This is a genomic window from Anaerotruncus sp. AF02-27, assembly GCF_003465835.1.
Classification (GTDB): domain Bacteria; phylum Bacillota; class Clostridia; order Oscillospirales; family Ruminococcaceae; genus Anaerotruncus; species Anaerotruncus rubiinfantis.
In genome coordinates, this window is sequence record NZ_QSBX01000008.1 from 116412 (window position 1) to 141665 (window position 25254).

General features: G+C 56.3%; 26 protein-coding genes and 1 other annotated feature. Of the genes, 9 read left to right on the top strand and 17 right to left on the bottom strand.

Features of this window, described 5'->3' with window-relative positions:
• From DWV16_RS08655 to DWV16_RS08675, 5 genes are all read right to left on the bottom strand, one after another.
• A complete protein-coding gene (locus DWV16_RS08655; protein ID WP_066458390.1) occupies positions 1-486 on the bottom strand; it encodes a DUF4860 domain-containing protein in 486 nt (161 codons plus the stop codon).
• Positions 487-507: 21 nt separating this feature from the next.
• On the bottom strand, positions 508-858 hold the full coding sequence (locus DWV16_RS08660) for a hypothetical protein (RefSeq protein WP_066458386.1): 351 nt from the start codon (positions 856-858) through the stop codon (positions 508-510).
• Between the two features lie 128 nt (positions 859-986).
• Positions 987-2039, bottom strand: a complete 1053-nt coding sequence (locus DWV16_RS08665) for a type II secretion system F family protein (RefSeq protein WP_243007297.1) — start codon at positions 2037-2039, stop codon at positions 987-989.
• Between the two features lie 33 nt (positions 2040-2072).
• Complete coding sequence (locus tag DWV16_RS08670) at positions 2073-3122, bottom strand: transglutaminase-like domain-containing protein (RefSeq protein ID WP_243007298.1); 1050 nt, start codon at positions 3120-3122, stop codon at positions 2073-2075.
• 32 nt (positions 3123-3154) lie between these two features.
• Positions 3155-4021, bottom strand: coding sequence for a sortase (locus DWV16_RS08675; RefSeq protein WP_118478751.1), 867 nt, complete (start codon positions 4019-4021; stop codon positions 3155-3157).
• Positions 4022-4248: 227 nt separating this feature from the next.
• Here DWV16_RS08675 and DWV16_RS08680 point away from each other — a divergent pair, with 227 nt between their 5' ends.
• From DWV16_RS08680 to crcB, 4 genes are all read left to right on the top strand, one after another.
• Positions 4249-5469, top strand: coding sequence for a BTAD domain-containing putative transcriptional regulator (locus DWV16_RS08680; RefSeq protein ID WP_158572829.1), 1221 nt, complete (start codon positions 4249-4251; stop codon positions 5467-5469).
• A 193-nt stretch (positions 5470-5662) separates the two neighbouring features.
• Positions 5663-6172: a hypothetical protein gene (locus DWV16_RS19575; protein WP_242863646.1), complete on the top strand. Its 510-nt coding sequence runs from the start codon at positions 5663-5665 to the stop codon at positions 6170-6172.
• A gap of 143 nt (positions 6173-6315) precedes the next feature.
• Complete coding sequence (locus tag DWV16_RS08690) at positions 6316-6900, top strand: sugar O-acetyltransferase (protein ID WP_118478755.1); 585 nt, start codon at positions 6316-6318, stop codon at positions 6898-6900.
• 30 nt (positions 6901-6930) lie between these two features.
• Positions 6931-7308, top strand: a complete 378-nt coding sequence (gene crcB / locus DWV16_RS08695; RefSeq protein WP_066458365.1) for a fluoride efflux transporter CrcB — start codon at positions 6931-6933, stop codon at positions 7306-7308.
• Between the two features lie 57 nt (positions 7309-7365).
• Here crcB and DWV16_RS08700 read toward each other — a convergent pair whose 3' ends face one another.
• The 5 genes from DWV16_RS08700 to DWV16_RS08720 all read right to left on the bottom strand — a co-directional run bounded on the left by DWV16_RS08700 (position 7366) and on the right by DWV16_RS08720 (position 12730).
• Positions 7366-9042 (bottom strand): carbon starvation protein A, encoded by a 1677-nt coding sequence (locus DWV16_RS08700; protein WP_066458363.1) that lies wholly within the window; start codon positions 9040-9042, stop codon positions 7366-7368.
• A 92-nt stretch (positions 9043-9134) separates the two neighbouring features.
• Positions 9135-9418 (bottom strand) — a binding site (T-box leader).
• Positions 9419-9584: 166 nt separating this feature from the next.
• Positions 9585-10181 carry an ATP-binding cassette domain-containing protein gene (locus DWV16_RS08705; protein ID WP_066458359.1) on the bottom strand — a complete coding sequence of 199 codons (597 nt, stop codon included), beginning with the start codon at positions 10179-10181 and terminating at the stop codon, positions 9585-9587.
• Positions 10178-10966, bottom strand: coding sequence for an ABC transporter permease (locus DWV16_RS08710; RefSeq protein WP_118478757.1), 789 nt, complete (start codon positions 10964-10966; stop codon positions 10178-10180). The genes DWV16_RS08705 and DWV16_RS08710 overlap by 4 nt, the downstream gene beginning before the upstream one ends.
• The gene (locus tag DWV16_RS08715) at positions 10941-12035 is read right to left on the bottom strand and encodes an ABC transporter substrate-binding protein (protein ID WP_118478759.1); all 1095 of its coding nucleotides are present in this window, start codon (positions 12033-12035) and stop codon (positions 10941-10943) included. Before DWV16_RS08715 ends, DWV16_RS08710 begins: the two co-directional genes overlap by 26 nt.
• A 38-nt stretch (positions 12036-12073) precedes the next feature.
• Positions 12074-12730: a Crp/Fnr family transcriptional regulator gene (locus DWV16_RS08720; protein WP_066458352.1), complete on the bottom strand. Its 657-nt coding sequence runs from the start codon at positions 12728-12730 to the stop codon at positions 12074-12076.
• A 134-nt stretch (positions 12731-12864) separates the two neighbouring features.
• Between DWV16_RS08720 and DWV16_RS08725 the strand changes: the two genes are divergently transcribed.
• Complete coding sequence (locus DWV16_RS08725) at positions 12865-13320, top strand: metallopeptidase family protein (RefSeq protein WP_243007299.1); 456 nt, start codon at positions 12865-12867, stop codon at positions 13318-13320.
• Positions 13321-13377: 57 nt separating this feature from the next.
• Here DWV16_RS08725 and DWV16_RS08730 read toward each other — a convergent pair whose 3' ends face one another.
• A complete protein-coding gene (locus tag DWV16_RS08730; protein WP_118478761.1) occupies positions 13378-14685 on the bottom strand; it encodes an amidohydrolase in 1308 nt (435 codons plus the stop codon).
• A 245-nt stretch (positions 14686-14930) separates the two neighbouring features.
• On the opposite strand from DWV16_RS08730, the gene DWV16_RS08735 reads away from it, so the two are divergent.
• Positions 14931-15557: an RICIN domain-containing protein gene (locus tag DWV16_RS08735; RefSeq protein ID WP_118478763.1), complete on the top strand. Its 627-nt coding sequence runs from the start codon at positions 14931-14933 to the stop codon at positions 15555-15557.
• Between the two features lie 68 nt (positions 15558-15625).
• On the opposite strand, the gene DWV16_RS08740 is transcribed toward DWV16_RS08735, so the two are convergent.
• Positions 15626-16150, bottom strand: coding sequence for a transcription repressor NadR (locus DWV16_RS08740; RefSeq protein ID WP_066458336.1), 525 nt, complete (start codon positions 16148-16150; stop codon positions 15626-15628).
• Between the two features lie 35 nt (positions 16151-16185).
• Entirely contained in the window at positions 16186-16731 is a 546-nt protein-coding gene (gene yfcE, locus DWV16_RS08745; RefSeq protein ID WP_066458334.1) for a phosphodiesterase, read from the bottom strand.
• Positions 16732-16880: 149 nt separating this feature from the next.
• On the opposite strand from yfcE, the gene DWV16_RS08750 reads away from it, so the two are divergent.
• On the top strand, positions 16881-18224 hold the full coding sequence (locus DWV16_RS08750) for an MATE family efflux transporter (protein ID WP_118478765.1): 1344 nt from the start codon (positions 16881-16883) through the stop codon (positions 18222-18224).
• Between the two features lie 29 nt (positions 18225-18253).
• On the opposite strand, the gene DWV16_RS08755 is transcribed toward DWV16_RS08750, so the two are convergent.
• From DWV16_RS08755 to DWV16_RS08765, 3 genes are all read right to left on the bottom strand, one after another.
• The gene (locus DWV16_RS08755) at positions 18254-19033 is read right to left on the bottom strand and encodes an HAD-IIB family hydrolase (RefSeq protein ID WP_158572830.1); all 780 of its coding nucleotides are present in this window, start codon (positions 19031-19033) and stop codon (positions 18254-18256) included.
• Between the two features lie 238 nt (positions 19034-19271).
• Entirely contained in the window at positions 19272-19805 is a 534-nt protein-coding gene (thpR, locus tag DWV16_RS08760) for an RNA 2',3'-cyclic phosphodiesterase (protein ID WP_118478769.1), read from the bottom strand.
• A 92-nt stretch (positions 19806-19897) separates the two neighbouring features.
• Positions 19898-21217: a serpin family protein gene (locus DWV16_RS08765; RefSeq protein ID WP_158572831.1), complete on the bottom strand. Its 1320-nt coding sequence runs from the start codon at positions 21215-21217 to the stop codon at positions 19898-19900.
• 224 nt (positions 21218-21441) lie between these two features.
• Here DWV16_RS08765 and DWV16_RS08770 point away from each other — a divergent pair, with 224 nt between their 5' ends.
• On the top strand, positions 21442-22545 hold the full coding sequence (locus DWV16_RS08770; protein ID WP_066458318.1) for a Gfo/Idh/MocA family protein: 1104 nt from the start codon (positions 21442-21444) through the stop codon (positions 22543-22545).
• A 53-nt stretch (positions 22546-22598) separates the two neighbouring features.
• Here DWV16_RS08770 and DWV16_RS08775 read toward each other — a convergent pair whose 3' ends face one another.
• Positions 22599-24209, bottom strand: a complete 1611-nt coding sequence (locus DWV16_RS08775; protein WP_118478773.1) for a gamma-glutamyltransferase family protein — start codon at positions 24207-24209, stop codon at positions 22599-22601.
• A gap of 116 nt (positions 24210-24325) precedes the next feature.
• Between DWV16_RS08775 and DWV16_RS08780 the strand changes: the two genes are divergently transcribed.
• Positions 24326-25216: an NAD(P)-dependent oxidoreductase gene (locus tag DWV16_RS08780; RefSeq protein WP_118478791.1), complete on the top strand. Its 891-nt coding sequence runs from the start codon at positions 24326-24328 to the stop codon at positions 25214-25216.
• Positions 25217-25254: the final 38 nt, after the last annotated feature.

Below are 25254 nucleotides of genomic sequence, written 5' to 3' on the forward strand. Positions count from 1 at the left end.
TCAGCCGCACCGCGGGCTCACCGCAATCTGCGCGCTTTTGCCGCTTTCATCGGTCACCGTGAAGCGGTAAAGGCTTTCTCCTGCCTGTTCAGCCGTAAAACCGCCGGCCCGCATGATCTCTTCGCCGTCCGCAGGGCTCATATCCGCCCCCTCCGCGACAAAAAGTTCCCTGATCGCGCCGCTGTCATAATAAATCCAGGTCTGGTAAGTTTCTCCTTCAAGCTCCTGTTCAAGCACCAGGGCATTGCCTTCCCCAAATTGTTCGAGCCGCACGCCGCCCATAAGATCGTTCTGCCGGACTTTCTGCGCAACATACGAAAGGGAGGTCCTCAGGTTAAAGTTTCCGTTCATACTGGAAACGGTACCTTTATAAACGTTCGCGCCGATGATCACCACCATCAGCGACGAGGCCGCGAAGACGCAGAACAGCGCCAGCGTAAAAAGCAGGTCCACCATATGGGCGTGGGTTTTTCTGGGCGTTCTCATCGCGCCGCCTCCTTTCCAGGATTATTTGGGATCTTTTGCAGGCTCCAAACCGAGCACCGTGATGTCCGGCATGATATTTGAAGCAAAACACTGGTAATCCACCAGATACTTTTCCCGGTCGATGCGCAGGCCGTACTTCTCTTCCAGGTACTCCAGACTTGGTGGATAGGCGCCCTCCACCGCATAGCAGTGCACCGCCGCACGGGTGATCGCCTGCCGGGTGGATTTGAGCTGCTCGGCGCTGGCTGCGGCCGAAACGGATTGGATGCCCTGCACGAATAGAACCGAGATCACAGCGAATAAAACGGCCGGCAGCACCAGGCCGCGCAGCAGCATATGGCTGCGTCTGGATTTCGCAAAGCGGTTTTTCATCCACCGTCCTCCCTTTCAAGTTTTCACGCCGCAAAGGCGGCACGCACAGCCGGTTTTCACCGGCTTCGCCGCACCGCCGCCAGAGGCGGCGGGCCTGCGGGCTTTGCCCGCAAGGGAAAACCGGCCCTTTAGCCGATCGATGACATGATGCCCATGAGCGGCAGCATCACCGACAAAAGGATCATGCCGACTATAATGGAAAGCACCGCCACCAGGGTCGGCTCCAAAGTCGAAATGGTGCTGCCGATCTGCGCGTCGATCTCATCTTCATAACGGTCGGCCAGCTTTTTCATGACCGTATCGACAGAACCGGTTTTAAATCCAACCGAAATCATCCGGGCATAGACGCCGGTAAAGATTTCTGTTTTCGCCAGCGCGTCCGAAAAGGAAACGCCCTGGGCAATATACTGTTTGCAGGCGGCGATTTTTTCGCTGATGGTCACATTGTCCACCAGATGCCCGACCATCTCGAGCGACTGGTCGGTGTCGAGCCCGCTCGAGAGCATCAGCGACATGGCCGAAGCGAACCGTCCCGAAGCAATCTTGGCGGACAGCTTGCGAGTGAGGAAGAAGGTCGCGCGGAAACGACTGAGCATGTCGCGGCCCCCCTTGGTCGCACGCATCACGAAATAGGCGGCCGCCAACACGGCGATCACGCCCACAATCACCGCGGAATACCGGCCGACGGCGCTGCCAAAGTTCATGATGCCCACCGAAAAATCGGACATCTCAGCGCCGAGTTGTGCAAACACCTGCGCGAAAATCGGCAGAACCTTTACAATCAGCACACCGATGACAATTACCATCATCGCAATCATGATGAGCGGATAGGTAATTGCGCTTTTGACGCTCTGCGCGATACTCTCCTCCCGCTCATAATAGTCGCAGAGGGAATCCATGACTTCATCAAGCCGGCCGGACTGCTGGCCGATCTCGGTCATATCGATCACATATTTTGGAAAAACGCCGGTTGCGGCAAGCGCCATATGCAGCGGTTCGCCCGCCTCCACATGGTCCTGGATCACCCCGATGATCCGCTGTCCATCGGAATTTTTCATATCCTCCCGCATAATTGCAACGCCTTCGCTCACCGGAATCCCCGATTTGAGGATCATTGCGATCTGGGTGCAGAATGTGGAGATTTCATTGGGGGAGAGCATCCCGCCCGTCCTGTTTGCCATGGTCCGGTCTCCTTCCTCTATGTAAGGCAGATTCTAATAGACATACTTGGTACTGTAGTTGCTTCCATTGCCGATAAACTGCATGATGCTGTCACTGCTGTTGCCGTTCGATGCAAAGGTCGGGTCCATCAGCTTCCAGCTGGTGCCGTCAAAATAGATGATCCCGTTGACCCAGCCGATCTCCTTGAGGTAAACGCTCACCCACGCATGATAGGTGCCGCCCGATACGTAACCGACTTCCAGGCGCGTGGGGATATTCTGGGTGCGCAGCATGGTCGCCATCACCGCGGCGTAATCGAAGCAAATCCCCTTACCGGAAGCGAGGACGCTGTCCACCTTCGGCAGATAGCCCGACTTGACCGACGAAGCCTTGTTGTAATCGTATGTAATGTTGCTGATCACATAATTATAGACTGCCTGCACCACGCCCAGGTCGTCCGCCGCTCCCGCGGCGAGCTCCGCTCCTTTTTGGACGGTGGTGGAATCGGCGGAAAAATTCACATACTGGTTCGGATAGAGATATGGCAGCAGCGAACTCGAAAGCTCGACCTTGATCGATTTTGAATAGAGCTGCGCGTACTGATTGCCGGAAACATTTTTAAAGACCTTGATCGAATAGCTTCCGCTTCCGGAGGTCAGCGGAAATACCTCATAGCCGCCTTTTCCAAGGTCATAGGTGTAGGTGGTCTTGTTGCTGCCGGTAATCTGCAATTTGATCTTTCCGCCAGCCGAACACTTGACCATCACATACCCTTCGGAAGTATTCGAAGCGTCGATGGTCACCCCACCGCCCGAATAGGTCGTCACGCCGGACGCATCCGGCACGCGGATGGTGGTCTGCACCGGACGCGCCGCTATCGGGACCTCCCCATCCAGGATTTCGGTAAGCCCTCCGCCCTGCGGCAGCAGCTGGTTCTCCTGTTCGGACGGGTTCAGCCCGTCCTGCACCGGCCGGGAGGCCTGCGGAACCTGCGGCTGGCTGGGGAGGTTGTTTTGGGACACAGAAGAACAGCCCGCCGTCAAAACGGCAAGCATCAGCGCAAGCAAAGCCAATATCATTTGTTTGGAACGAAACATATTCATACAGCAACCCCTTTGCTGTGTTGCTCAAAATGTCAGGTTTGACCTTCTGTCATGGTTTCCGGTGCCGAAAGTTCGGCAGGCGCACCGGACGTTTCCAGCGTCTCGCTTTCCCCGGACGCGCTAGGCGCGGATTCCTCCGGCAGGTCGTTCACCGCGATGAGACGGCCGGTAACGACGATCCGGTTGAGGTGTGTCCCGATCGGGTCGCAGGAGGTGAGGGTCAGACGGTTATAATCCTTGATGCGGATCGGGTCCCAGTCATCGGCCTGGATAATCTCAGTGCCCTCGTATTCATAGACATATTCCTTGCCTTCATAATCGAGGTACATCAGATCGCCGTCGGTGACCGTCTGAATATCGAGGAATTCGCAGCCATAGATATCCCGGTGGCCGGCGATACTGACATTCGGGTTCCCTTCGCCCGGAACCTGTCCATATTCGTAAAGCCCAACGCCGCCCTTGAGCGTCTCGTCATCCGAGCCGCCCCGCACCTCGGAGACAAGGTTCAGGCGCGGGACACGCAAAACCATCGATTTATCCACATAGGCGGAACGTCCGTGCGTGCCGACCAGCTTGCCGACCGGATAGACCTGTTCCCGGTACGGTGCGAGCGGATCGGCCGGTTCAGATTCGGAGGAGCCGGGTTCCGGCTCCGGTTCGGAGGCAGAAACAGACGGCGCTTCCGAGGAGGGCGCGGGCGCGGAGGCCCCCTGCCCGGCAAAGAGGAACGTCCATGCGCAATATCCCAACAGCGCCGCACCAATTACCGCAAGCAAAGCAGGCAGCAGGCGGTTTCTGCGCCCATTGGGCTTTTTCGGCGCGGGTGTTTGGAGCTGATTTTTTGACTGTGGGGACGTATCGTTCTGTTCCCGGTTCACGGGATTCGGATTTTCTTCCATTATAGACCTCCCGCAGGATATCGTTAGATGTTTTTATTATATACATTTTGACAGAAAAAGCAAAGCCTATTTTATCCTCATATTCGGCCGAAAAGATTTTCTGATCTGAATAAGCGGTCACAAATTCCGTCTAAAAAGAACTTTACTTTTACCCAAAATATGATAAACTTAGCTTGAGAGAATCCGACTATTTATTCATAATGCTTTATTTTTGGAGGAATTCGGTCATGGATCAGTCTGTTCAACCGCCGCAGGACAATACCATTTACATCAGCATGCTCGGTGGATTTAAGCTAACCGTGCAGGATAAGGTCCTCAGCGACACCCTCAACCGGACCCACCAGCTCTGGAACCTTCTGGAATATCTGATTGCATTCCGCAACAAGACGGTTTCACAGGACGAGCTGATTGAAGCGCTCTGGCCGAATGACGGCAGCGAAAATCCCGCCAATGCACTCAAAAACCTGATCTACCGGATTCGCAACCTCTTCACCAACCACGAAATCCCTTTTGCCAAAGAGATTATCATTTTTCATCGCGGTTCCTACCGCTGGAACAACCAGCTTCCCTGTGTGGTGGATATTGAAGAATTTGAAAAGACCTTCCGGATCGCTTCGGATGTGGAGCAGCCGAGCGAATTCAGGATCGAGCAGTACCGCAAGGCGCTCGATCTCTACAAAGGTGATTTCCTGCCCGGGTCGAATTGCGAGGAGTGGGTTGTCCCCCTCACCGGCTATTACCGGTCGATCTATTTCAAATGTGTCTATGAGGCGATCAGGCTGCTCATCAAACAGGAAAAGTTCGACGACATCCGGATTATCTGCGAACAGGCCATTGTGATCGATCCATTTGAGGAAGGCGCGCATAAACACCTGATCCACGCGCTGGTCAAGCAGAATAAGCAGAGCGAGGCGCTCGCCCATTATAACTATGTGACCGATCTGTTCTACCGGGAGCTCGGCGTCAGGCCCTCCGACGCCATGCGCAACCTCTACCGCGAGATTGTCAAATCGGTCAACAATGTCGAAACCGACCTGGGTATCATCAAGGAGGACCTGAGTGAGCGCAATGCCGTCAAGGGCGCGTTCTACTGCGACTACGAGGTCTTTAAAAACATGTACCGGCTCGAAGCGCGCACCGCCACCCGCACCGGCCAGTCGGTCTTTATCGGGCTCATCACTGTGACCAACTCGAAAGATGAGGTTCCCGATCCGCAGACGCTCAGCAGGATCATGGACCAGCTGCTCGAAACGCTGCGTACCAGCCTGCGCCGCGGCGACGTGATTTCCCGCTTTTCTTCGACGCAATATGTCCTCATGCTGCCTACGCTTACCTATGAAAATGGCGAGATGGTTATCAGCCGGATCTGTAAAAAGTTCCGTTCCGAATGCAAGCTGAAGGATGTCAAGCTCCATACCACTTTACAGCCCCTCGACCCGATCCTCTGAAAAACAGACACCGCCCGGCTGCAAGCTCACCGCAGCCGGGCGGTTTTTGGCTGGATTTTCCTGTTTCTGTCGCATTTTGTAAACGCGGTCATATTTGCTCAACATCAAATCTTGTCTGGATTCGAAATTGTGACCGTCGTATGACCGTTCCATGCAATAATAAAAACAGTAAATTATAAAGGGGGATTGTTGCTTGCCGATTCGTGGTTCCACAATGCTTCCCAGCAATGTCACCCGAACGCTCGTCTGCATTGACCAGGCATTCGTTGCAGAAATGGCCGGCCGCCTTTATAATCCGTTCGCAGAGCATCCCATCGAGTTCCATGGGGTCATCGATATGGCGACCCGGATGGACCGGCTGTTTGATGCCCTGTCCTTTCCGCAGGTTTATTTCGACTACCGTTCTTTCCGGAAGGAAAACACCGCGCCGCCGGCACGTTCCAAAGCGAAGGAGGTTCAACGCTATATGGATGACAGCATTTTTGAAACTGAAAAAGGGCAAAAGGCCACTTTTATCGTCCAGGTACAGTTCCGGCAGAACGCCACCTGGCAGGGAACGATCCAATGGGCTGACCAGAAAAAAACCCGGCGTTTTCGCAGCACGCTGGAAATGATCAAGCTGATGAGCGACGCGCTCGAAGAGGAGAGCGGCGATTCAGTCGAGCTTGCCAGCTGGGAGAAAGAGCCTGAAAATGAAAAATAGATGATTTCCGCTCCACTGTCCGGCTTTACCGGGCAGTGGACTTTTTTTCCTGCGCCGCTGGTTTCGCTTGATGTGCGGCCGCCAATTGGATATAATGATATCAATTTAAGCCTTCCGGCGCGCCGGAAGGAAGGAGGCCTTCCATGAACGAAAAAGAACGGATGCTGTCCGGCGGGTTCTATCATCCCGGGGACGAACAGCTCGTCGCCGACCGCCTGCGCGCCCGCTCCCTCACCATGCGCTACAACGCTCTGCCGCCCGGCGCCTGGGACGAGCATGCAAAAATTCTGGAGGAGCTGCTCGGCCACGCGGGATATGACTGCTGGTTTGAACCGCCGTTTCATTGTGACTACGGCTATAATATTGCGGTGGGGGACGGTTTTTATGCAAACTTCAACTGCACCCTGCTCGACTGCGCGAAAATCCAAATTGGCAGCCATGTGATGTTTGGCCCAAACGTGGTCATTGCCGCCGCGACCCATCCGCTGCTCCCGGAACAGCGCAACAGCGGTTTTGAATTCGGCCGTCCGGTCACCATCGGCAACAATGTTTGGCTCGGCGCGGGCGTGGTTGTCAATCCCGGGGTAACCATCGGGGATAACGCGGTCATTGGCAGCGGCAGCGTGGTCACAAAGGACATCCCGCCGGATGTGCTCGCGGTGGGCATTCCCTGCCGCGTGCTGCGCCCGATCACCGAGGCCGACCGTATGGAGATGGGCCGTCCCTGAGCATACCGGCTGTCAAAAGGAGTGTCCAAAATGAAAACCTGCCTGCTAATCGGGATCGGCGGCGCGGCCGGCGCGATCCTCCGTTATCTGCTCGGCATGCTGCCGCTGTCGGGAGATTTCCCGCTGGCCACCTTTCTCACCAACCTGCTCGGCGCTATTGCGATTGGGTTGGTCATTGGTGTATCCGAACGGTTCCCACAGCTGCCGCGCGAACTCGTCCTGTTTTTAAAAACTGGATTCTGCGGCGGCTTTACCACCTTTTCCACCTTCTCGCTGGAAACCCTAACCCTGCTCGAAGGCGGACAGGCCGTGCTTGGGAGCCTTTATGCCGTCCTAAGCGTCCTTTCCTGCGTGTTCGGCGTGTTCCTCGGCCGGCTGTTGGCGGTTTCCCTCTCCCCGGCCATCTGACCCAAACGCGAAAAGGCGCGAACCGTGTAGCGGTGCGCGCCTTTTTAATCATTACAATTACGCAGCGGCTTTTGCGCCGGTCTTTTCGGTCAGCTTGCGAATACCCTGGAAAGCGACCACAACGCCAAGCGCGAAGAGAAGGACTGCAAAGACAAGCTGCAGGCCGTCCCCAAAGGCATTGGCCGAGGCGGAAAGGCCGGTGGCAAGCTGGACAATCTTCATGGTGAGCGCGGTGAAGGTGACCGCCAGCATGCAGACCATCGGGATCCAGAGCATGAAGCCTTTGCGGTTGGTGTGTTTGAGGAAAACCGCACAGGCGATCAGCGAGAGCGCGCCGAGCAGCTGGTTGGCCGAGCCGAACAGCGGCCAGATATTTGCATAGCCCATCTTTGCGAGGATGAACGCGAGCACCAGCGTAATGACTGTGGCAAAATATTTATTCGAAGCGAGCTTCATCGCAGGGCTGAGGTTCGCCGGATCAGCGTCCGGATCGGCGAAAAATTCCTGGAAAGAGAGGCGGCCGATACGCGCCACCGAATCGAGCGAGGTGAGCCCGAACGCGGAAACCGCCAGCAGGATCAGGGTGGTGGAAACCGATTCAGGGATCGACAGCTTGGTGAGGAAGGTTGCGATTGCGCTTGCAAAGACCTGCGGCGGGGTTCCTTCCGGCAGGGTTGCGCCGGAGGCAAGGAATGCCACACAGATCAGCGCGATGATGCCCAGCATGCCTTCGAGCAGCATGGCGCCGAATGAAACCGGCAGCATATCCCTTTCATTTTTAATCTGTTTGGATGCGGTGCCCGACGATACGAGCGAATGGAAACCGGAGATCGCGCCGCAGGCAATGGTGACGAACAGGGTCGGGAACAGGTACTGACCTTTTACCACGAAGCCGTTGAAAGCGGAAAGGTTGATCGACGGGTTATAGACGAAGATACCCACAATCGCGGCGACAATCATCGCGACCAGCAGATAGCTGTTGAGGTAATCACGCGGCTGCAGCAGCGCCCAGACCGGAACAACCGACGCGATAAAGATGTAGATAAAGATCGAAATATGCCAGAAACCAGTGGTCTGGTGGATCGGGAACGCAAGCCCCAGCGCAATGCAGGCAACCAGCAGCACAAGCGCCACCGTGGTGTTGATCCAGGTTTTCTGTTTTGAATACTTGAGGAACATCCCGAGCCCCACCGCCGCAGCGATAAAGAGGATTGAGGTGGTTGCAACCGAGCCGTTCGCGTCGATCATCGCGCCATCCGCGGCAAAACCGTTGAAGGTGCCCGCGACGATGTCCGCGAAGGCGGCGACCACAAGGATGCAGAAGAGCCAGCAGAAAAGCAGGAACAGCTTCTTGCCGACCTTGCCGATATACATTTCAATGATGATGCCGATCGAATGGCCTTTGTTTTTCACCGAGGCGTACATGGCGGAAAAGTCCTGCACCGCGCCAAAAAAGACGCTGCCCAGCAGGCACCAGAGCAGAACCGGCACCCAGCCGAAGATCGCCGCCTGGATCGGGCCGTTGATCGGGCCCGCGCCCGCGATCGAAGCGAACTGGTGTCCAAAGACCACATTGGCATCCGCGGGAACATAGTCCACCCCGTCCTCCAGTTCATAGGCCGGGGTCTTGGCTTTCGGGTCTACGCCCCAGGTTTTTGCAAGGTAGCGCCCATAGACCAGATACGCGCCGCCCAGCACCACCAGGGAGATTGCCATGATTGTTAAGCCGTTCATTTTGATTTCCTCCAAATCTTCTGTTTTACAGCCGGTAAAACAGTTGCTGTTACAGAACCGAAACGCAAAAAAGGCCCCGTCCCTTAAAACTTTTAAGAGACGAAGCCGAAGCCCCGCGTTACCACTCTTGTTGCCGTACGTACACGGCCGCTCTGCCATATCGAACAATCCGACCGCGCGGCCACCTCAAAGCAACACGGTTTCGTTGTTGAATATGTTTCCCGTTAACGGTGGAAATCCGGTCACACCTACTGGGTTTCCCGTTCAGCTGACTGCTCGCAGGGGATCAATCTCCGGGCTTTCACGCCGCCTTTCAGCGGATGGCGGCTCTCTGTGGCGGAAACTTCCAGAAACCATTCCTGTTCATCGCATTTGCATGATTCTGTATTGTGATGATTCTAACAACATTTGCGCGGTGCGTCAATGCGCTTTTCACACTTTTTCTGAAATATTGCAATATTATTCCCTTTTCTACAAAAATCCGGGCCAATCAAAAACGCTTTTCAGCAAAATTTATTGTATAAGTTGCTAAGCAATCAGGCTTATTTTTCGTCATTTCGCCCTAAGTCCCGCATCTGCAAAATTTGGGCGTCCAAAAGCCGCGCCTCGGCCGGATCGTGGGTCACAGCAAACAGGACCCGGCCCCGCGCATGGTGCAGAAGGAACCGCGCGGCGCGCTCCCTGTTTTGCTCATCAAGTCCGGTGAACGGCTCGTCAAGCAGCATCAGCGGGCTTTGAAAGGCCGCCGCCCGCGCGATCGCCGCGCGGCGCTTCATCCCGCCGGAAAGTTCCGCTGGGTAACGCCCCGCTTCCTCCCCAAGCCCCAATTCCAAAAGCAGCGTTTCCAGCTCCCGCGCCGGCCGGCGCGGTGCTACCAATGAAAGATTATCCAAAAGGGTCAGCTGTCCGACCAGCCGGTTTTCCTGAAACACCATCGCAACCCCTTCCGGCGGAAGCCCTGCGATGCTTCCCGTGTCCGGGCGTTCAAGCCCGGCAAGCAGGCGCAGCAAGGTCGTTTTTCCGCAGCCGGACGGCCCCATCAGAGCGGTTCGGCTGCCGGGCTGCAGCGTAAAATTCAGGCCCCGCAGGATCTGCTTTTCACCGTAGGAAAAGGAAACATCCCTGCATATGATCTTCATTCCCGCACCTCCCGCTTCATACGGTTCAGGCGCTTGGTCAGCGCGTCAAAACCCACCAGCATCATCCGTTCAAGCAGCACCGACAGCAGGATAATCACCGCTGTCCAGGCAAACAGGTCGACCGTTTCGAGGTAGACCTTTGCATTGTAGAGCTGGGTGCCGATCGCAGCCGTGGGAATGGCAATGACTTCGCCCGCGATGCCCGCTTTCCACGAAAATCCAAGTCCCACCCGCGCGGCCGATAAAAAATACGGAAGCGCTGCCGGCACGGTGATTGAACGCAGAACCGAGGCGTGCGGCAACCGGAACACCTTTGCCATTTCCAAAAGCTTCGGATCGGTACTTTTGATTCCCTGATGGACATTTGACCACACGAGCGGCAGCACCATCAGGAAAGCGATAAAAACCGAAAGGTTTTTCCCGCTGATCCACACAAGCGCAAGGATCACAAAGGAAGCGACCGGCGTTGCCTTGATGATATTCATCGGCAGTGAAACGAATGCGTGGGCCCATCTGGAATGCGCGGTGGCAAAAGCAACCGCCGTACCGCAAACGAGCCCCAACAGGAATCCTGTAAGGATCCTGCCGAGGCTTTGGACGATGATTCCCCAAAAGCTGCCGCTCACGGCGAGCTGGGCCACCCGGACAAGGGTGGCTGCGGGAGAGGCCAGCAAAAGGTCCTCCCCCACAGCGAGATAAGCCGCCTGCCACAGGAGCAGCCAGAGGACGATCACAATGATTCTTGTCGGGAACGGGTGTTTATCCGAGGAAGTAGAGGTTTTCATCCGGCAGCTTGCCTCCTACTGACTGGGGGTCCGCGTCGAACAGCACTTGATAGAATCCGCTGGCGATCGTCTTCATCTCCTCACCGGTTTTGAATACGATGCTGCATTCGGGGATTGCGGCTTTTGCGATCGGCGCTTTGGGGATGATGCCCCGCGCCACAACCAGTTCGGCCGCCGCATCGAGATTGGCAGGGTCGGTCACGAATTCGACCGAGGCCCTGTAGTTTTCCAGAAAGGCCTTGACCGCTTCGGGATGTTCTTCGATGAACTGCTGCTGGATGACGATGCAGCCCATTGTCAGGCCGCCCGCGCCGCCGGAAACCGCATCCCATTCCTTAGTCAGGTCAAGCGCCACGCGGATGTCCGGATTCTGCATGGTGACGGTGGTGACAAACGGCTGCGGCAGTACCGCCAGATCCGCCTGGCCCGCCGCGAGCAGGTTTGCAAGCTCGGTGTGCTCGGACTTGTATTCGACGGTTACCTCCCCGAGGATATCGTTCTGCGCAAGGATATAGTTGAGCGCAAATTCCGGCACGGAACCTTTTCCGGTCGAATAGACCGTCTTGCCGGCAAGGTCGGCGATCGACTGGATGGTATCGCCGTTTTCCACAACATACAGGATTCCCATTGTATTGAGCGCCGCGAGCTTCACTTTGCCCTCGGTCTTGTTATAAAGGGTTGCGGCAAGGTTGGTGGGCACGGCAGCGATGTCAAATTCTCCTTGGATGATTTTTCCGACGATCTCATCCGGCGCGCCCGCCATCGTGAATTTGTAGTTTGAAAGGTCTTCGCCGTCAGCTTCCTCCATCAGCTTGACCATACCGATCGCGGTCGGGCCCTTGAGCGCCGCAACGCGCACCTCCACATCGTCGGTGGGGATGGTGAATACGGGTCCTGCCGGAGCGGGAGCTTCGGATAGGGCAGGTTCGGCAGAAGCCGGCTCAGCTGTTCCAGAGGAAGCGGGCGCACTCTCAGGCATGACGGAAGAAGACGGGGCTTTTGCCTGGCCGCAGGCGGCAAAGGAAAGGGTCAATGCGAGCGCCAGCAAAATGACGGATCGTTTTTTCATAGGACAGGTCCTCCTTATGCAATTGGAAATTATTTTTGTCAGAATGGATGTTTCAGGGCTGCCGGGATGCGAACCGCAACCGTCTTCTCAGCGCGGCGGATAATCCCCCGTTTCTCCAGCACGTCGAGGCTCCGGTAAAGCGAAGCGCGGCCGATGTTGAGCTGGCGGGCGAGCTGTGCATAACCCTGAGAAACGACCACCGTGCCTTCCTGTTCATTCTCCAGCAGGTAAAAGCGCAGGGCCTCCAGCGCGCTCGGCGCGGTAAAACGCTCAATCTTACGATTGAGGAACCGGATACGGCAGGAAAGAAACGCGATGTAGTTGACCGCTGTCTGCGGAAACTCTGCAAAAAGTCCGGTCAGCTGCCGGTCGGTGATGAAAACAACCTGTGCCGCCGTTTTGGCTGAAACCGTTGCGATATAGTCCTCTTCCGGCGAGAAAAGCGCCGCCACTCCAAAGCAGTTTCCGGCGTCAAGTGTGTTGAGCAGCACGCCGGACGCATTGTGAACAACCGCCGCGCCTTTGGTAACGAACCCCACCGAGCGGGCGAACGCGCTGGCTGTATAGATTTCTGCGCCAGCCGCAAAGCTTTCGGCATGCAGCTCGTCAAGGAATCCCTCCACCAGCTGCGGGGGGATCTGCTCAAACAGGAAACTGCCGAGCAGCAGCTGTTTTTGCCGGTTTGTCAGCGACACAAGGCACTCCTCCCCAAAACTGTCTCATTTGATACAGATTCATTATATCATGGAAGTATTTTCTGTCAAGCCACAGTTGCGTCAAAGCCACAAACATGCTATGCTGGGAACATCAAAACCGCAAGGAGGCCGCGATGATTTCGATCGACGAAATGCAGGAGATGCTTTCTGAACTGCTTGATGAACTGCCGGAGCCTTTTTTTGCCGAGCTCAACGGCGGCGTAAGCCTGCTGCCCGAGGCAAAACCGAATCCGGCAGCCCGCGCCGATGATCTCTATATCCTTGGGGAGTACCATTCGGGCGGGTTCCTCGGCCGGGCGGTCTTTCTTTATTATGGCTCGTTTGAACGGGTATTCGGCCATCTCGCCCCACTGGCGCTCAAGCGCGAGCTGCGTAAAACACTGCGCCACGAATTCCGGCATCACATCGAATCGCTCGCCGGTGAGGACGGGCTCATCCTGGAGGACATGCGGCAGCTCGAAGAATACTTCCGGCAGGACGCCGCGCGCCGCGCGCCCGGTGAAGCCGCCCGGCAGGCGCATGAAAACGGTCTTCGCGAAGGTCTGCGGTTTCGCCGTAAGTCATTTTAATATACCGGCCAATGGCCAATAAGCAAAAAAACAGCCGCTTTTGCGGCTGTTTCTCTATTATTTTTTGTCGAGTCCTTCCACATAAGCCGTATAGCTTTCCTTTGTAAACACTGGCTGGAACTCCGCTTTGATTCGGCGGGCTTCCTTTCCGCCGTCCCGGAGCAGCTGATAAACGGTAAGCGCCATCAGCTTGGCCGGAACGGCCAGGGCTTTATATTCGTCGGTAATGGTGAAATCCTGGCTGTGCAATGATCCGGAAAATCCGCCGTGGGTGAAGTTCACGACCGGCAGCAGATGCGTCAGGTCGCCCACATCGGTGGATGCGGTGTTGTGGCGGATGATATCCACCGGCTCCCAGCTCACGTCCTCGAGCAGCGCGGCCGATTTCAAAAGGACCTCGTCCGCCTCCCGCGCGATGATCGGCAGATACCCCTGTTCGTCCAGAATTTCGGCAGTCGCACCGATCGCATACGCCGCGCCGGTGAATGCCCGGTCGACCTTTTCGCTTGCCGCGCGCATCGCGCCAAGCGTCTTCGCGCGCACCTGCATCTCCAACCGTACCTCGTCCGGCACGACATTGACTGCGCTTCCGCCTTTCGTGATGATCGGATGCACACGGACATAATCCTGCTCCCGAAAGGTTTCCCGCAGCATCCCGATGGCGGAAAGCCCCAAACTGGCTGCATTGAGCGCGTTTACAGCGAGATGCGGCGCATTCGCCGCGTGCGCCGCCTTGCCATGCAAAACGACCGTCTTTGCAACAAAACCATTGCAGGAAAGATTTCCAAGCAACAGATCACTGCCGCATTCGACCATATGAACATGGGTGGTAAGCGCCACATCCACATCGTCAAACGCGCCAATCCGGATCAGCTCGCTCTTGCCGCCGTTAAAACGGATCTTCCCGGCCTCGCGCAGCTCCCGGCGTATAGGAGCGTCGACATGCTCCTCCGCGGGCACCGCGAAAAAGACTGCGTCGCCGTCAAGCGCTTCGCGCACCTCTGGGTCGGTAAGCGCCATCGCCGCGCCAAGCATCGCGGTCATCTGCGCATGATGCCCGCAGGCATGCGACACACCGTTTTCCGGATTCGCAAAGGGATGCTCCGCGCAGCGGATCCCATCCAGCTCGCTGATGACCGCCGCTGTCGGACCCCTGCCGCTGCCAAGCCGCGCCTTCACGCCGGTGACCGCCAACCCTTCCTCTACCGGCAGGCCAAGCGCCCTAAACTGCCGCGCAATTTTTCCAGCAGTACAAAATTCCCGGAAGCCGGGCTCCCCGCGGGAATAAATATCATTTGCAAACCGATACAGTTCCGGCGTTTTTTCATCGATAATCGTAAGAATCCGCTGTTCAATCGGGTCCAAATCAGTCACCTCACCGCTTTATTTTTTGACGCTCCCATTTTACTCTCCTTGGCCTGTTTGGTCAATTCCCTTTATTTTCAATATATTTCCATTTTAATTGTGTGATTCCACTAATAAAATGCGTTGCTGTTTGTCCAAGTCGGTGAATCCTCTGTAAATTTCAGGAATCGTTTGACAATCTAAACAGAGCGGGTATAATTTAAATATGCAAATTAACTACCAACTGCTTAAGGAGTGTGAACAGGATGGCTTTCAAGAAAAACCAGTATTACCTGATCCTTTCCCGTGTGAACAAAAAGGCCCTTGGGATTGAAAACGCGAGCTTGGAAAACGGCGCCCTGGTGCAGCTGCAGGATAAGGACGGCAGCGACGCGCAGCAATGGCAGGCCATCGGCGGCGAGTCATCCTTCAAGCTGATTAACAAACTTTCCGGGAAGGCGTTGGACGTCGTCTACGGCGGCACCGAGTGCGGCTCCTGGGTCCACCAGTGGGAGGATCTGCCCACCGATACCCAGCAGTGGTATCTGGAACACGATCTCGACGGTTATGTCCGCATCAAATCAAAAAAATCCGGGCGCTGCCTTGACATTGTGGCAATGGTCGCCGCATACGGCGCGAACATCCAGATTTGGGACGACGTGGACGGCATGAATCAGCAGTGGACGATCGAACCGGCTCCGGCTGCCGAAAAGCCCGCTAAAAAAACCGCCGAAAAATCAGAAAAACCCGCTGACAAGAAACCGGCTGTGAAAAAGCCCGCCACGAAAAAGCCCGCCACCAAAGCGCAAACCTCTGCAAAGGCGGAAAAACCCGCTGCAAAAAGGGCCGCGAAAGCACCGGCTAAAAAAGCCGCCGCGGAACCTGAAAAGTAATCCGCAGATTACAAAGGAGCGTCCCTGATGGGACGCTCCTTTTATACGCGAAAAAATCGCTTTGGGATTCAGTGTATAGAATTTTCAAACAGGATGCCTTTTTCCGCGAGCGCCGCGCAGATGCGGCGGAAAGTTTCCTGATCCGGGCAGGAGATGGTGTGCAGGTGCACGCCGCCGGTCAATGCGGAAAGCGGCGTACCGCTGCTCGCGCGCAGCTTTCTCAGAAAGGAGTCCGCGTCGTAGCGGGAAAAAACGTGCAGCTGGCCGGAAATCTGGCCGTAGACCGCATGTTCGACCACCACGTCGATAACACCGCCGCCGTTATCGACCACCGCGTACAGCTCCTGCGCAATCTGGTCCTGTCCATGTTTGCAGGCGACCGTATAACAACGCTCCCGTTCGGATTGCTGCGCAAGGATATAGCCGCGCGGGGTGGCAGATATTGTCAAATTGGAAGCGCGCAGGAGCGCGATATCCCCCACGATGATCTGCCGGCTGACACCCATCTGCTTTGCAAGTACACTTGCGCTGACGGGCTGGCCCGCCGCCATCAGAAGTTCTTTGATTTTTTCACGCCGCTCGGAAGCGACCATTTCCATCACCGCCTTTTTTGATCGTCCGCTTTCTGTCAGCGGATGCTATAGTTCCTGATCTCGTTCCCGCTGAGATCCTTGATGGTGAACAAGCCGTCCTCATAGGTCATATAGCTGTGGGCGTTTCCCTCCTTCGGAATCGCGACCGAACCGGGGTTCAGGTAAACATAGTCCCCAACCGCTTCCATCGCCTGCACATGGGTATGGCCATGCAGCAGGATATCGCCCCTTTTGAGCGGAGGAAGCGCCCCTTTGTTGAAATGATGTCCGTGGGTGGCAAAAACCATCCGTCCGTCGAGCCAAAGCGCCATATATTCCGCCATAACCGGGAAATCCAGCACCATCTGGTCGACCTCGGCCTCACAGTTGCCGCGCACGCAGAGCAGCTCGTCCTTCATACCGTTTAACAGCGCAATCACCGCCTTGGGATTATAGTCGCGCGGAAGATCGTTACGCGGCCCATGATAGAGCAAATCCCCGAGCAGAATCAGTTTTTCGGGCCGTTCTGTTTTCCAGCATGCGATCATCTTTTCACAATAATAGAGCGATCCATGAATGTCGGACGCAATCATCAGTTTCATAAGGAACCTCCTGGATTGATTTCTATTCCATTGTACGACAATGTGAAAATTCCGTCAATTACCCCGTGCATTTTTACGCCAAAAAGCTTTTCCAACCGGTTCCATCGTAGTATAATGGTTCGGGATTTAATTGTAAAGAAGGTTCGGAAATGCTCACCGATATGACCGAAGGTTCTCCCGCCAAAATTCTCTGGCGGTTTTCCATCCCCATGCTGCTGAGCGTGGTCTTCCAGCAGCTCTATAACATTGTGGACAGCATCGTCGCCGGGCAGTATGTCGGCATGGACGCGCTCGCCGCGGTTGGAGCCTCCTTTCCGGTCACAATGATCTTCATGGCGGTTGCGACCGGTTCCAATATCGGCTGCTCGGTCGTGATCTCACAGTTGTTCGGCGCAAAGGATTTCAGCAAGATGAAAACCGCCGTCAGCACTTCTCTTATTGCGAGCGCGGCGCTCAGTTTTCTGCTCACCCTGTCGGGATTTTGGTTCTGCGGCCCGCTGATGCGGCTCCTGCATACCCCACAGGAGATCTTTTCAGACGCGGAGCTCTATCTGCGCATCTATACCGGCGGGCTTCTCTTCGTGTTTCTCTATAATATCTGCACCGGAATCTTCACCGCGCTCGGCGACTCCCGCACCCCGTTATATTTTCTGATCGCCTCGTCACTCGGCAATATCCTGCTCGACCTTGTTTTTGTGATCGTTTTTAAATTTGGGGTGGCAGGCGTGGCATGGGCCACCTTTCTGGCGCAGGGGATTTCATCGGCCTCAGCGCTCGCGGCGCTCGTTTTCCGGCTGCGGGCGGTCCCCTCCGGGGGCGCGGTTGAACGGTTTTCTTTCCCGATGCTTGGACGTGTCGCGGTCATTGCCGTGCCGAGCATTTTGCAACAGAGCTTTATCTCAGTCGGCAACCTGTTTGTGCAGGGGCTGGTGAACACCTTCGGCGCGGCAGTGGTCGCGGGCTTCTCGGCTGCGGGCAAGCTCAACACTTTTGCAATCACCTCTTTCACCACCCTCGCAAACGGGCTTTCCAGCTTCACGGCGCAGAACATCGGCGCCGGAAAACTCGATCGGATTGGCCGTGGCTTCACAGCCGGGCTCATTATGGTACTGTGCGTGGTAAGCTGTTTCTTCGTGGCTTTTTTTGTATTCAGCGGACAAATGATGGGTATTTTCCTCGATGCCGAGAATACCGACGTGATTGCGGCGGGTTCCGCCTTCCTGCGCGTAGTTTCACCATTTTATTTTGTCGTTTCAGTCAAACTCATCGCAGATGGCGTCCTGCGCGGCTCCGGCGCAATGGTGCCCTTTATGATCGCCACCTTTTCCGATCTCATTTTACGGGTGGTGCTGGCCTTTGTGCTGGCCGCGCGGCTTGGCTCCGTCGGCATCTGGATCGCCTGGCCGGTCGGCTGGACGATTGCGGCAGCGCTTTCGTATGCTTTTTATGCAAGCGGGATCTGGAAAAAGAGGCTTTTCCGCGAGGAACTATAAAAAAGGCGGCTGCCCAGCAGCCGCCTTTTTTATAACAGCCTTCCCTCCAGGAAGGCTGCCAGTGTATCCTCCACACGTTTGGCATGCAGCGGAAAGCGCTCCCTGAGCGGTTCGGCTGCGTTCTCCATGATATAGCCATGCCCAACAGCCTCCAGCATCTGCAGGTCGTTGTAATTGTCTCCAAAAGCCATCATTTCCGCCTTTTGAAAGCCGAATTTCTGCTGCAAAAGCCGGATGGCCCCACCTTTGTTGGCAACCGTGAAATCCATCCATTCCTCGCCCGAAACAGCCGCCGAAACCACGCCGCCCCATCTCTCCTGGAAATGCGCCGCCGCATGTTCGATACCTTCCGGATCGAATGCTGAAATTTTCAGGAAAGGTTCGTCCACCTGCGCAAAATCATCCACAATCGTCACAGCGTTGCGGGTGTCATAGAGCAGCGCGGCGGCCAAATCTTTGGATCTTGTGTGCAGATAGGAGGTGTGTTTTCCCGAAAGCAGCACCTCGCAGCGTCCATAGGTTTCGATGTCCCGGATAATCGCAAGGCCGATTTCCCGCGCGACGGGATACGATGCGATCACTTCCCCGTGCTGCATCATCAGCGCACCGTTCTCCGCCAGAAAAATCATATCCTGCCACACCGGTGAAAACAGCCTGCGCAGATTCGGATACTGTCTTCCGCTTGCCGCGGCAAAGACGATCCCTTTGCGGCGCAGCTCCCGGATAAGCGGGAAAACTTCCGGATTCAGCTTCTGCGCGCCGTTCTGCAAAAGCGTACCATCCAGATCACTGGCAATTAACTTGATCATACCGATCCTCCGATTTCCTCTAAAATGGGGATGGAAGCTTCCCATCCCGGCCGCAAATGGCTTTCCAACAAGATTGGACCGCAGCGGAGCGCCAAGCCGCGCGGCCAACGGCCCCGCCTCTTGTCCCTGCGGATATTGTACCATATCCGGACATGGAAATCCGATACGCCGCGCGGAGAATCTGCGCGGCGTATCGCCGGATATTCTGTTGAAATTGCCTCATCCGGACTGTACCGCATCAAAGCAGCCGCTCGTAAACAGGCGTATAGGCAATTTTCCCTCCAACCCGGTCGGAACGCATCAGGCTGACCCGCTCCGCTTGCATAGCAACCGGCTCCATAAGCCCTTCCAGCCTTTTTGCATCGACGCCTGGCGCGAGAATCACCTCTCTGCCAAGGGTGATATGCGGACAAAAGGGCCTGCTCTCGAGCGCAAAGCCCGCCTCCCGCAAATTTTTGCAGAGCTCTGCCTGCAAATCATACAAAGGGCTCGATCTTTCCACCCCGGCCCAGTAGAGTTTTTCCGATCCGCGTCCGGAAAAGCTCCCAATCCCGCAAAAGACAAGCGGAATCGGTCCAAATCGCCCCACCGCATCCAGGATCGCTTTGGCCGTATCCACCTCTGCGGTTTCTCCAAGGAACGCAAGGGTCAGATGCAGGTTTTCCCGCCGGGTAAAGCTGCCGCGCACAGCCAGTTTGCGCAAATGCCCGATTGTCCGGCAGAGCTGTTCCCCAGCCTCCCCGGACAGATTCACCGCGATAAAAAGCCGCATGGCGTTTTCCCCTTTCCATCAAAACAGCTGCAAATATCATAGCACAAAAATACCGTCCGGCAAAATCGCCGGACGGTATTTTCACTTTGTTTTTACGGACTCATAATTGCCCCGCCGAATAGGATGAGCCCGGTTTCATTGTCCACAATCGCGGCGTAAAACGGGCGGTCGCAGACCATTACGGTCTGATCGAGCGCCATCGATTTGCCAGCGATCCCAAGCCCGGTCATGCCGGCGGCCTCGGTGCCCTCCTCATCGACCTTAAGCGCCGTCTTATGGACCGCGCTGCTCACATAGAGGCTCTGGTCGCCGGTGATACCACTCAAATCCGCGTTTTCCTCGAACACGTCGGTCACACCCAGCGCCTTCATCGCATCGATCAGGCTGGTGCCATACTGCAGATCCATCTTCGGCATCCCGAAGAACACCTTACGCGATACGAGATCCGCAAGCACGCTTTCGATGAGCCCGGCGTTTACCGTCTTGAGAAAATTCGTTTCACCCTCCCGTGGCAGCAGGACAATCATAGAAGTCTTTCCATCCTTATATGGCAGCCGGATTGCCTGATACTGGTCGTTTTCCAGATAATCAAAGTTTGCCTCGCGCCGCATCATCTGCACCTTGATATCCCCGGACGGCGCATGGAAATCCTGTTCCCGCGTACGGCCGGGATCGAAGGCATCCTCCCACTGCGCTTTGAAATAGATCGTGTTGACCAGATACATAACCGTGTTCGGATCAATTTCCCCTTCAATCAGCTTTTCAATCAGGCCGTTGGTATTGCTTTTGATCCAGTTGTTGATCTTCCCGGCAGCCTCGGCACTGTCAAAATCGAGCGCTTCCACATGTGCGCTGAAAGCCGACTGCACGGCGTCCACAAACTCCTGCCGGATATCCTTAGCGGCGCTCTCCCGCATCCAAAGCGAATTGGAAAGCCGCATATCGGTCTCCCCGCGTTCCTCCAGGAGCTGTTTTTGCAGCTGCTGGCAGAATGCGTTCAGCACGGCGGTATCCTGTTGTCCAAGCAGATTCCCGAGCTGTTCGGCGCTTTCCCCTGCCGCGCCGTTTTGCAGCATCCCGAATGCAAGATAGATGCTCACCGGCGACAGGAAGGTGTTTTCATCCTCCTTATAAAGCTGTTCATACAGCCGGAAGCCAAATCCGTTCACCGCGCCGACACCCTGCGCGTCAAGCACGCCGCCCACCGCAGCGGGCAGTTTTTCGGTCTTTTGCGATCCGGGTTCGGAAGACGAAGCGGCGGACGCGCCGGATGGCGCGGGCGCCGCCGGTTCTGACGTTTCCCCGCTATTCACCGCCTGCTGCGGCTCGCTGGACGAAACCGGCGCGGGCGCGCAGGCTGTCAGCAGCATCGACAGGCAAAGCGGATAAATCCAAAGTTTCTGCCATTTCATATCCAGTTCCCCTTTCATGGCTTTCACCAGAAAAGTGGCAATTTTTTTTGAAAATCATGCATCCCGCAAGAAGAAATCTCCACTCCAATCCGGGTGGGGATTTCTGCATCATTCCGTGCCAGCCAGTCTGTCATCAAAATCCACCGCTGGCAAATTCCAGACTAGGAACCACCGCGCGATTATGCTATACTGTATAAAATCCTAACGAAAAGAGGCGCAACAGCTTGGAGAAAGTCAGATTTGGAATTGTCGGTATGGGCGTTATCGGTTTGATCCATGGAAAATCTCTTTTGGACGGAAGTGTCCCGGACGGCATTCTCACGGCCATCAGCAGCCGCAGCGACAGCTGTCTGCCGCGCTGCCGGGAGGCTTTCGGATGCGATCTTCCCTTTTTCACCGACTATCATGAAATGTTCCGTTCCGGACTTATTGACGCGGTTATCATCGCGACGCCGCACAAATTCCACCCGGAGCAGGTGATTGCTGCTTTCAAAAACGGCCTGCATGTGATGGTGGAAAAACCCGCTGGTATCGACCCGCAAAGCGTTGAGGAAATGAACCGCGCGGCAGCGCAGTCCGGCAAGGTGTTTGGAATCATGTTTAATATCCGCACAGAACCAGTTTATCAAAAACTGCGCGAGCTGGTACAGGGCGGACAGCTTGGCCGGCTGAAGCGGATCGGCTGGACCATCACCGACTGGTATCGCTGCGACCCGTACTACGCTTCCAGCAGCTGGCGTGCAAGCTGGAAGGGCGAAGGCGGCGGCGTACTGATCAACCAGTGTTCCCACACCCTCGATCTGTGGCAATGGATGTTCGGCGTGCCCGACCGCATCCAGGCCTTTTGCAGTTTCGGCAAATATCATCCAATCGAGACGGAAGACGACGTCACCGCCTATATGGAATACAATTCCGGTGTGACCGGCACACTGATCACCTCAACCGGCGAGCTGCCCGGCACCAACCGGCTGGAAATCGCCGCCGACAACGGAAAACTGGTTTTTGAAGATGGAAAAATCCATCTCTACCAGGCGGAGTGCCCAGAGCCGGAATACCGCAAGCTCGACCGCAAGCCGTACGATCAGAAGGTACCCTGCACAGTCCGCGAAATTCCAGTGGAAGGCACCGCCTCCTGGCGCGCGGGGATACTGGAAAATTTCTCGTCCGCGATCCTGCGCGGCGAACCGCTCATCGCACGCGGCGAAGACGGCCTTGGCAGCCTGCGTATGTCCTGCGCCATGGTCCAGTCGGCCTGGACCGGCAAAATGGTCCATATCCCGGATGATCTTTCCGCCTATGCCGAGCTGCTCCGGCAGCATCAAAAGTAAAAAACAGAAGAAAGCAGCGCGTCCGCACGCGGACGCGCTGCTTTCTTCTGTTTTCACCACGCGGCGACCGTGCCGTCCGCGCGCGGCTCCGCGCCGCCGCAGAGCACGCCGTTTTCCATCCGCCAGATGATTTCACCTTTTCCCATACAATCGTTGTCGTTCAGAATTACAATTTTATGCCCGCGGTCTGCAAGCTCCTGGGCGATATGGGCGGGAACCTCCCGCTCGAGATAAACTGTCTTTCCTTCGATCCACTGCCAGCGCGGGGCATTCAGCGCGTCCTGCGGGTTCATTGCGAAATCAACCGTATTGGCCACCACCTGCACATGCCCCTGCGGCTGCATAAACATGCCCATCACGCCGAACGGCCCCACCGGTTTCCCATCTTTGGAGAGAAATCCCGGGATGATCGTATGGTACGGACGTTTGCCCCCTGCAATGAGGTTGTCATGGCCCGGCTCGAGCGAGAAATTGTTCCCGCGGTTATGCAAGGCGATGCCGGTGCCCGGCACGACCAGGCCTGACCCCCAGCACATATAGTTCGACTGAATGTAGGAAACCATGTTTCCTTCGTTGTCCGCAGCGGCAATGTAGACCGTCCCGCCTGGCTGCGGCCTGCCCGCCTGCGGAAGGATCGCATCGCGGCCGATCAGTTTGCGGCGTTCGGCGGCATATTCCTCGGACAGCAGATCCGAAACCGGTATCGACAAGTGCCTTCCGTCGGTCACGTAGCGCTTCGCATCGACAAACGCAAGCTTCATCGCCTCGAGCTGGAGATGGTAGTTTTCCGCGGTTTCTCGGTGCGCACCGAGATCAAATCCGTTCAAAATGTTAAGCGCCATCAGCGCCGCAATCCCATGTCCATTCGGCGGGAGCTCGTGCACGTCGTAACCGCGGTAGTGGACACTGATCGGTTCGACCCATTCCGGTTTGAAGTCGGTGAAGTCGCGCGGCGCGAACCATCCGCCGCACCGGTCGGAAAAAGCAACGATCTTTTCCATCAGGTCCCCGCGGTAGAAGCTTTCCGCTTTGGTCTTGGCGATCGATTCGAGCGAATCCCCCAGCTCCTTGCAGCGGAAGATTTCCCCCGCTTTCGGCGCGTGTCCGTCGATCGAAAAAGCCTCGAACCAATGGCGGTATTCATCACCTTTGAGATCCTTTTGGTAGAGCGCGTACATCTCCTGCCAATCACGGGCGTTCGCAATTGAAACCGGATGCCCCTCCCGCGCGTAGGAAACGGCGGGCTGCATCACTGTCTCCAGCGGCAGGCGGCCGAAGCGTTCGTTCAGCGCGGCCCATGCGGACGGCGCGCCGGGAACGGTCACCGCGTCAAAACCATATTTGGGCATCTCCTTGTGCCCCTTTGCCCACAGCTTCTCCGCGCTGATCGCACGGGGCGCCGGGCCGCTGGCATTGAGCCCATAGAGCTTTCCCCCGCTCCAGACCTGTGCAAACGCGTCCCCGCCGATGCCCGTGGAGCTGGCCTCCACCACAACCAGCGCCGTTGCGGCGGCAATGGCCGCGTCAATTGCATTGCCGCCGCGGCGCAGCGCTTCCAGCCCCGCCTGTGCGGCGAGCGGCTGGGCGGTGGCAACCATCCCTTTCCCGGCATAAACAACATTGCGCCGGGAAGGATACCGGTAAACCGTTGGATGAAACTGCATGATTTTATCCCCGCTTTCCCCATAATCTGTCCCCAGTATACCACATTTCGTACAGCAGCACTATTGCTTTTGTGATTCGATGCGCCTAAAATAGAAATGGAATTTTAAAAATGGAAATGGAGGATTTCCCAATGAAGAAAATTGGATTTATCGGGCTCGGCGTGATGGGCCAGAGCATGGCCCGCAACCTGATGAAAGCAGGCTTTTCGCTTACCGTCTACAACCGCACGAAATCGAAAGCCGACGGGCTCATTGCCGAAGGGGCCGCCTGGGCGGATACCCCCGGACAGTGTGCAAAGGATCAGGACGCGGTCATCACCATTGTCGGCTATCCAAAGGATGTACACCAGGTTTACTTTAACGAGGATGGCATTCTCGCAAACGCGAAGCCAGGCGCCTATCTGATCGATATGACCACCACCAGCCCCAAGCTGAGCATCGAAATCTATGAAGCCGCCAAAGCGCGCGGCATTTTTGCACTTGACGCACCGGTTTCCGGCGGCGATGTGGGGGCAAAAAACGCGACTCTCGCCATCATGGTTGGCGGTGATCAAGCGGCTTTCGACACCTGCATGCCGATCTTCTCCGCAATGGGGCAGAATATCCGCCATATGGGCGCGGCAGGCGCGGGTCAGCACACCAAGATGGCCAACCAGATCGCCATCGCTGGCGCGGTCGCGGGGGTTTGCGAGGCGCTCGCCTACGCAAAAGCGGCCGGACTCGACCTGCAGGGCGTGCTCGATGCAATCAGCACCGGCGCGGCAGGAAGCTGGCAGATGAGCAACAACGCGCCGCGCATGCTGACCGGCGACTACGCCCCGGGCTTTTTTATCAAGCATTACATCAAGGACCTTGTCATCGCCAAGGAGGGCGCGGACGGCGTGAGCCTTTCGCTGCCGGTAGCAGAAGTGGTGCTGGGCATGTACCAGCAGCTGCAGGAGGAGGGCTTTGGGGACGACGGTACCCAGGCGCTCATCAAATATTATAATAATAATCCCCCGGCATAGCCGGGGGTATTTCATATGCGGGCAAAGCCCTATGATGC

Excerpts from the sequence above, each read along its gene's own strand:
- DWV16_RS08655 (WP_066458390.1), bottom strand. The coding sequence starts at position 486 with ATGAGAACGCCCAGAAAAACCCACGCCCATATGGTGGACCTGCTTTTT.
- DWV16_RS08660 (WP_066458386.1), bottom strand. The coding sequence starts at position 858 with ATGAAAAACCGCTTTGCGAAATCCAGACGCAGCCATATGCTGCTGCGC.
- DWV16_RS08665 (WP_243007297.1), bottom strand. The coding sequence starts at position 2,039 with ATGGCAAACAGGACGGGCGGGATGCTCTCCCCCAATGAAATCTCCACA.
- DWV16_RS08670 (WP_243007298.1), bottom strand. The coding sequence starts at position 3,122 with ATGAATATGTTTCGTTCCAAACAAATGATATTGGCTTTGCTTGCGCTG.
- DWV16_RS08675 (WP_118478751.1), bottom strand. The coding sequence starts at position 4,021 with ATGGAAGAAAATCCGAATCCCGTGAACCGGGAACAGAACGATACGTCC.
- DWV16_RS08680 (WP_158572829.1), top strand. The coding sequence starts at position 4,249 with ATGGATCAGTCTGTTCAACCGCCGCAGGACAATACCATTTACATCAGC.
- DWV16_RS08690 (WP_118478755.1), top strand. The coding sequence starts at position 6,316 with ATGAACGAAAAAGAACGGATGCTGTCCGGCGGGTTCTATCATCCCGGG.
- crcB (WP_066458365.1), top strand. The coding sequence starts at position 6,931 with ATGAAAACCTGCCTGCTAATCGGGATCGGCGGCGCGGCCGGCGCGATC.
- DWV16_RS08700 (WP_066458363.1), bottom strand. The coding sequence starts at position 9,042 with ATGAACGGCTTAACAATCATGGCAATCTCCCTGGTGGTGCTGGGCGGC.
- DWV16_RS08705 (WP_066458359.1), bottom strand. The coding sequence starts at position 10,181 with ATGAAGATCATATGCAGGGATGTTTCCTTTTCCTACGGTGAAAAGCAG.
- DWV16_RS08710 (WP_118478757.1), bottom strand. The coding sequence starts at position 10,966 with ATGAAAACCTCTACTTCCTCGGATAAACACCCGTTCCCGACAAGAATC.
- DWV16_RS08715 (WP_118478759.1), bottom strand. The coding sequence starts at position 12,035 with ATGAAAAAACGATCCGTCATTTTGCTGGCGCTCGCATTGACCCTTTCC.
- DWV16_RS08725 (WP_243007299.1), top strand. The coding sequence starts at position 12,865 with ATGATTTCGATCGACGAAATGCAGGAGATGCTTTCTGAACTGCTTGAT.
- DWV16_RS08735 (WP_118478763.1), top strand. The coding sequence starts at position 14,931 with ATGGCTTTCAAGAAAAACCAGTATTACCTGATCCTTTCCCGTGTGAAC.
- DWV16_RS08740 (WP_066458336.1), bottom strand. The coding sequence starts at position 16,150 with ATGGTCGCTTCCGAGCGGCGTGAAAAAATCAAAGAACTTCTGATGGCG.
- yfcE (WP_066458334.1), bottom strand. The coding sequence starts at position 16,731 with ATGAAACTGATGATTGCGTCCGACATTCATGGATCGCTCTATTATTGT.
- DWV16_RS08750 (WP_118478765.1), top strand. The coding sequence starts at position 16,881 with ATGCTCACCGATATGACCGAAGGTTCTCCCGCCAAAATTCTCTGGCGG.
- DWV16_RS08755 (WP_158572830.1), bottom strand. The coding sequence starts at position 19,033 with ATGATCAAGTTAATTGCCAGTGATCTGGATGGTACGCTTTTGCAGAAC.
- thpR (WP_118478769.1), bottom strand. The coding sequence starts at position 19,805 with ATGCGGCTTTTTATCGCGGTGAATCTGTCCGGGGAGGCTGGGGAACAG.
- DWV16_RS08765 (WP_158572831.1), bottom strand. The coding sequence starts at position 21,217 with ATGAAATGGCAGAAACTTTGGATTTATCCGCTTTGCCTGTCGATGCTG.
- DWV16_RS08775 (WP_118478773.1), bottom strand. The coding sequence starts at position 24,209 with ATGCAGTTTCATCCAACGGTTTACCGGTATCCTTCCCGGCGCAATGTT.
- DWV16_RS08780 (WP_118478791.1), top strand. The coding sequence starts at position 24,326 with ATGGAGGATTTCCCAATGAAGAAAATTGGATTTATCGGGCTCGGCGTG.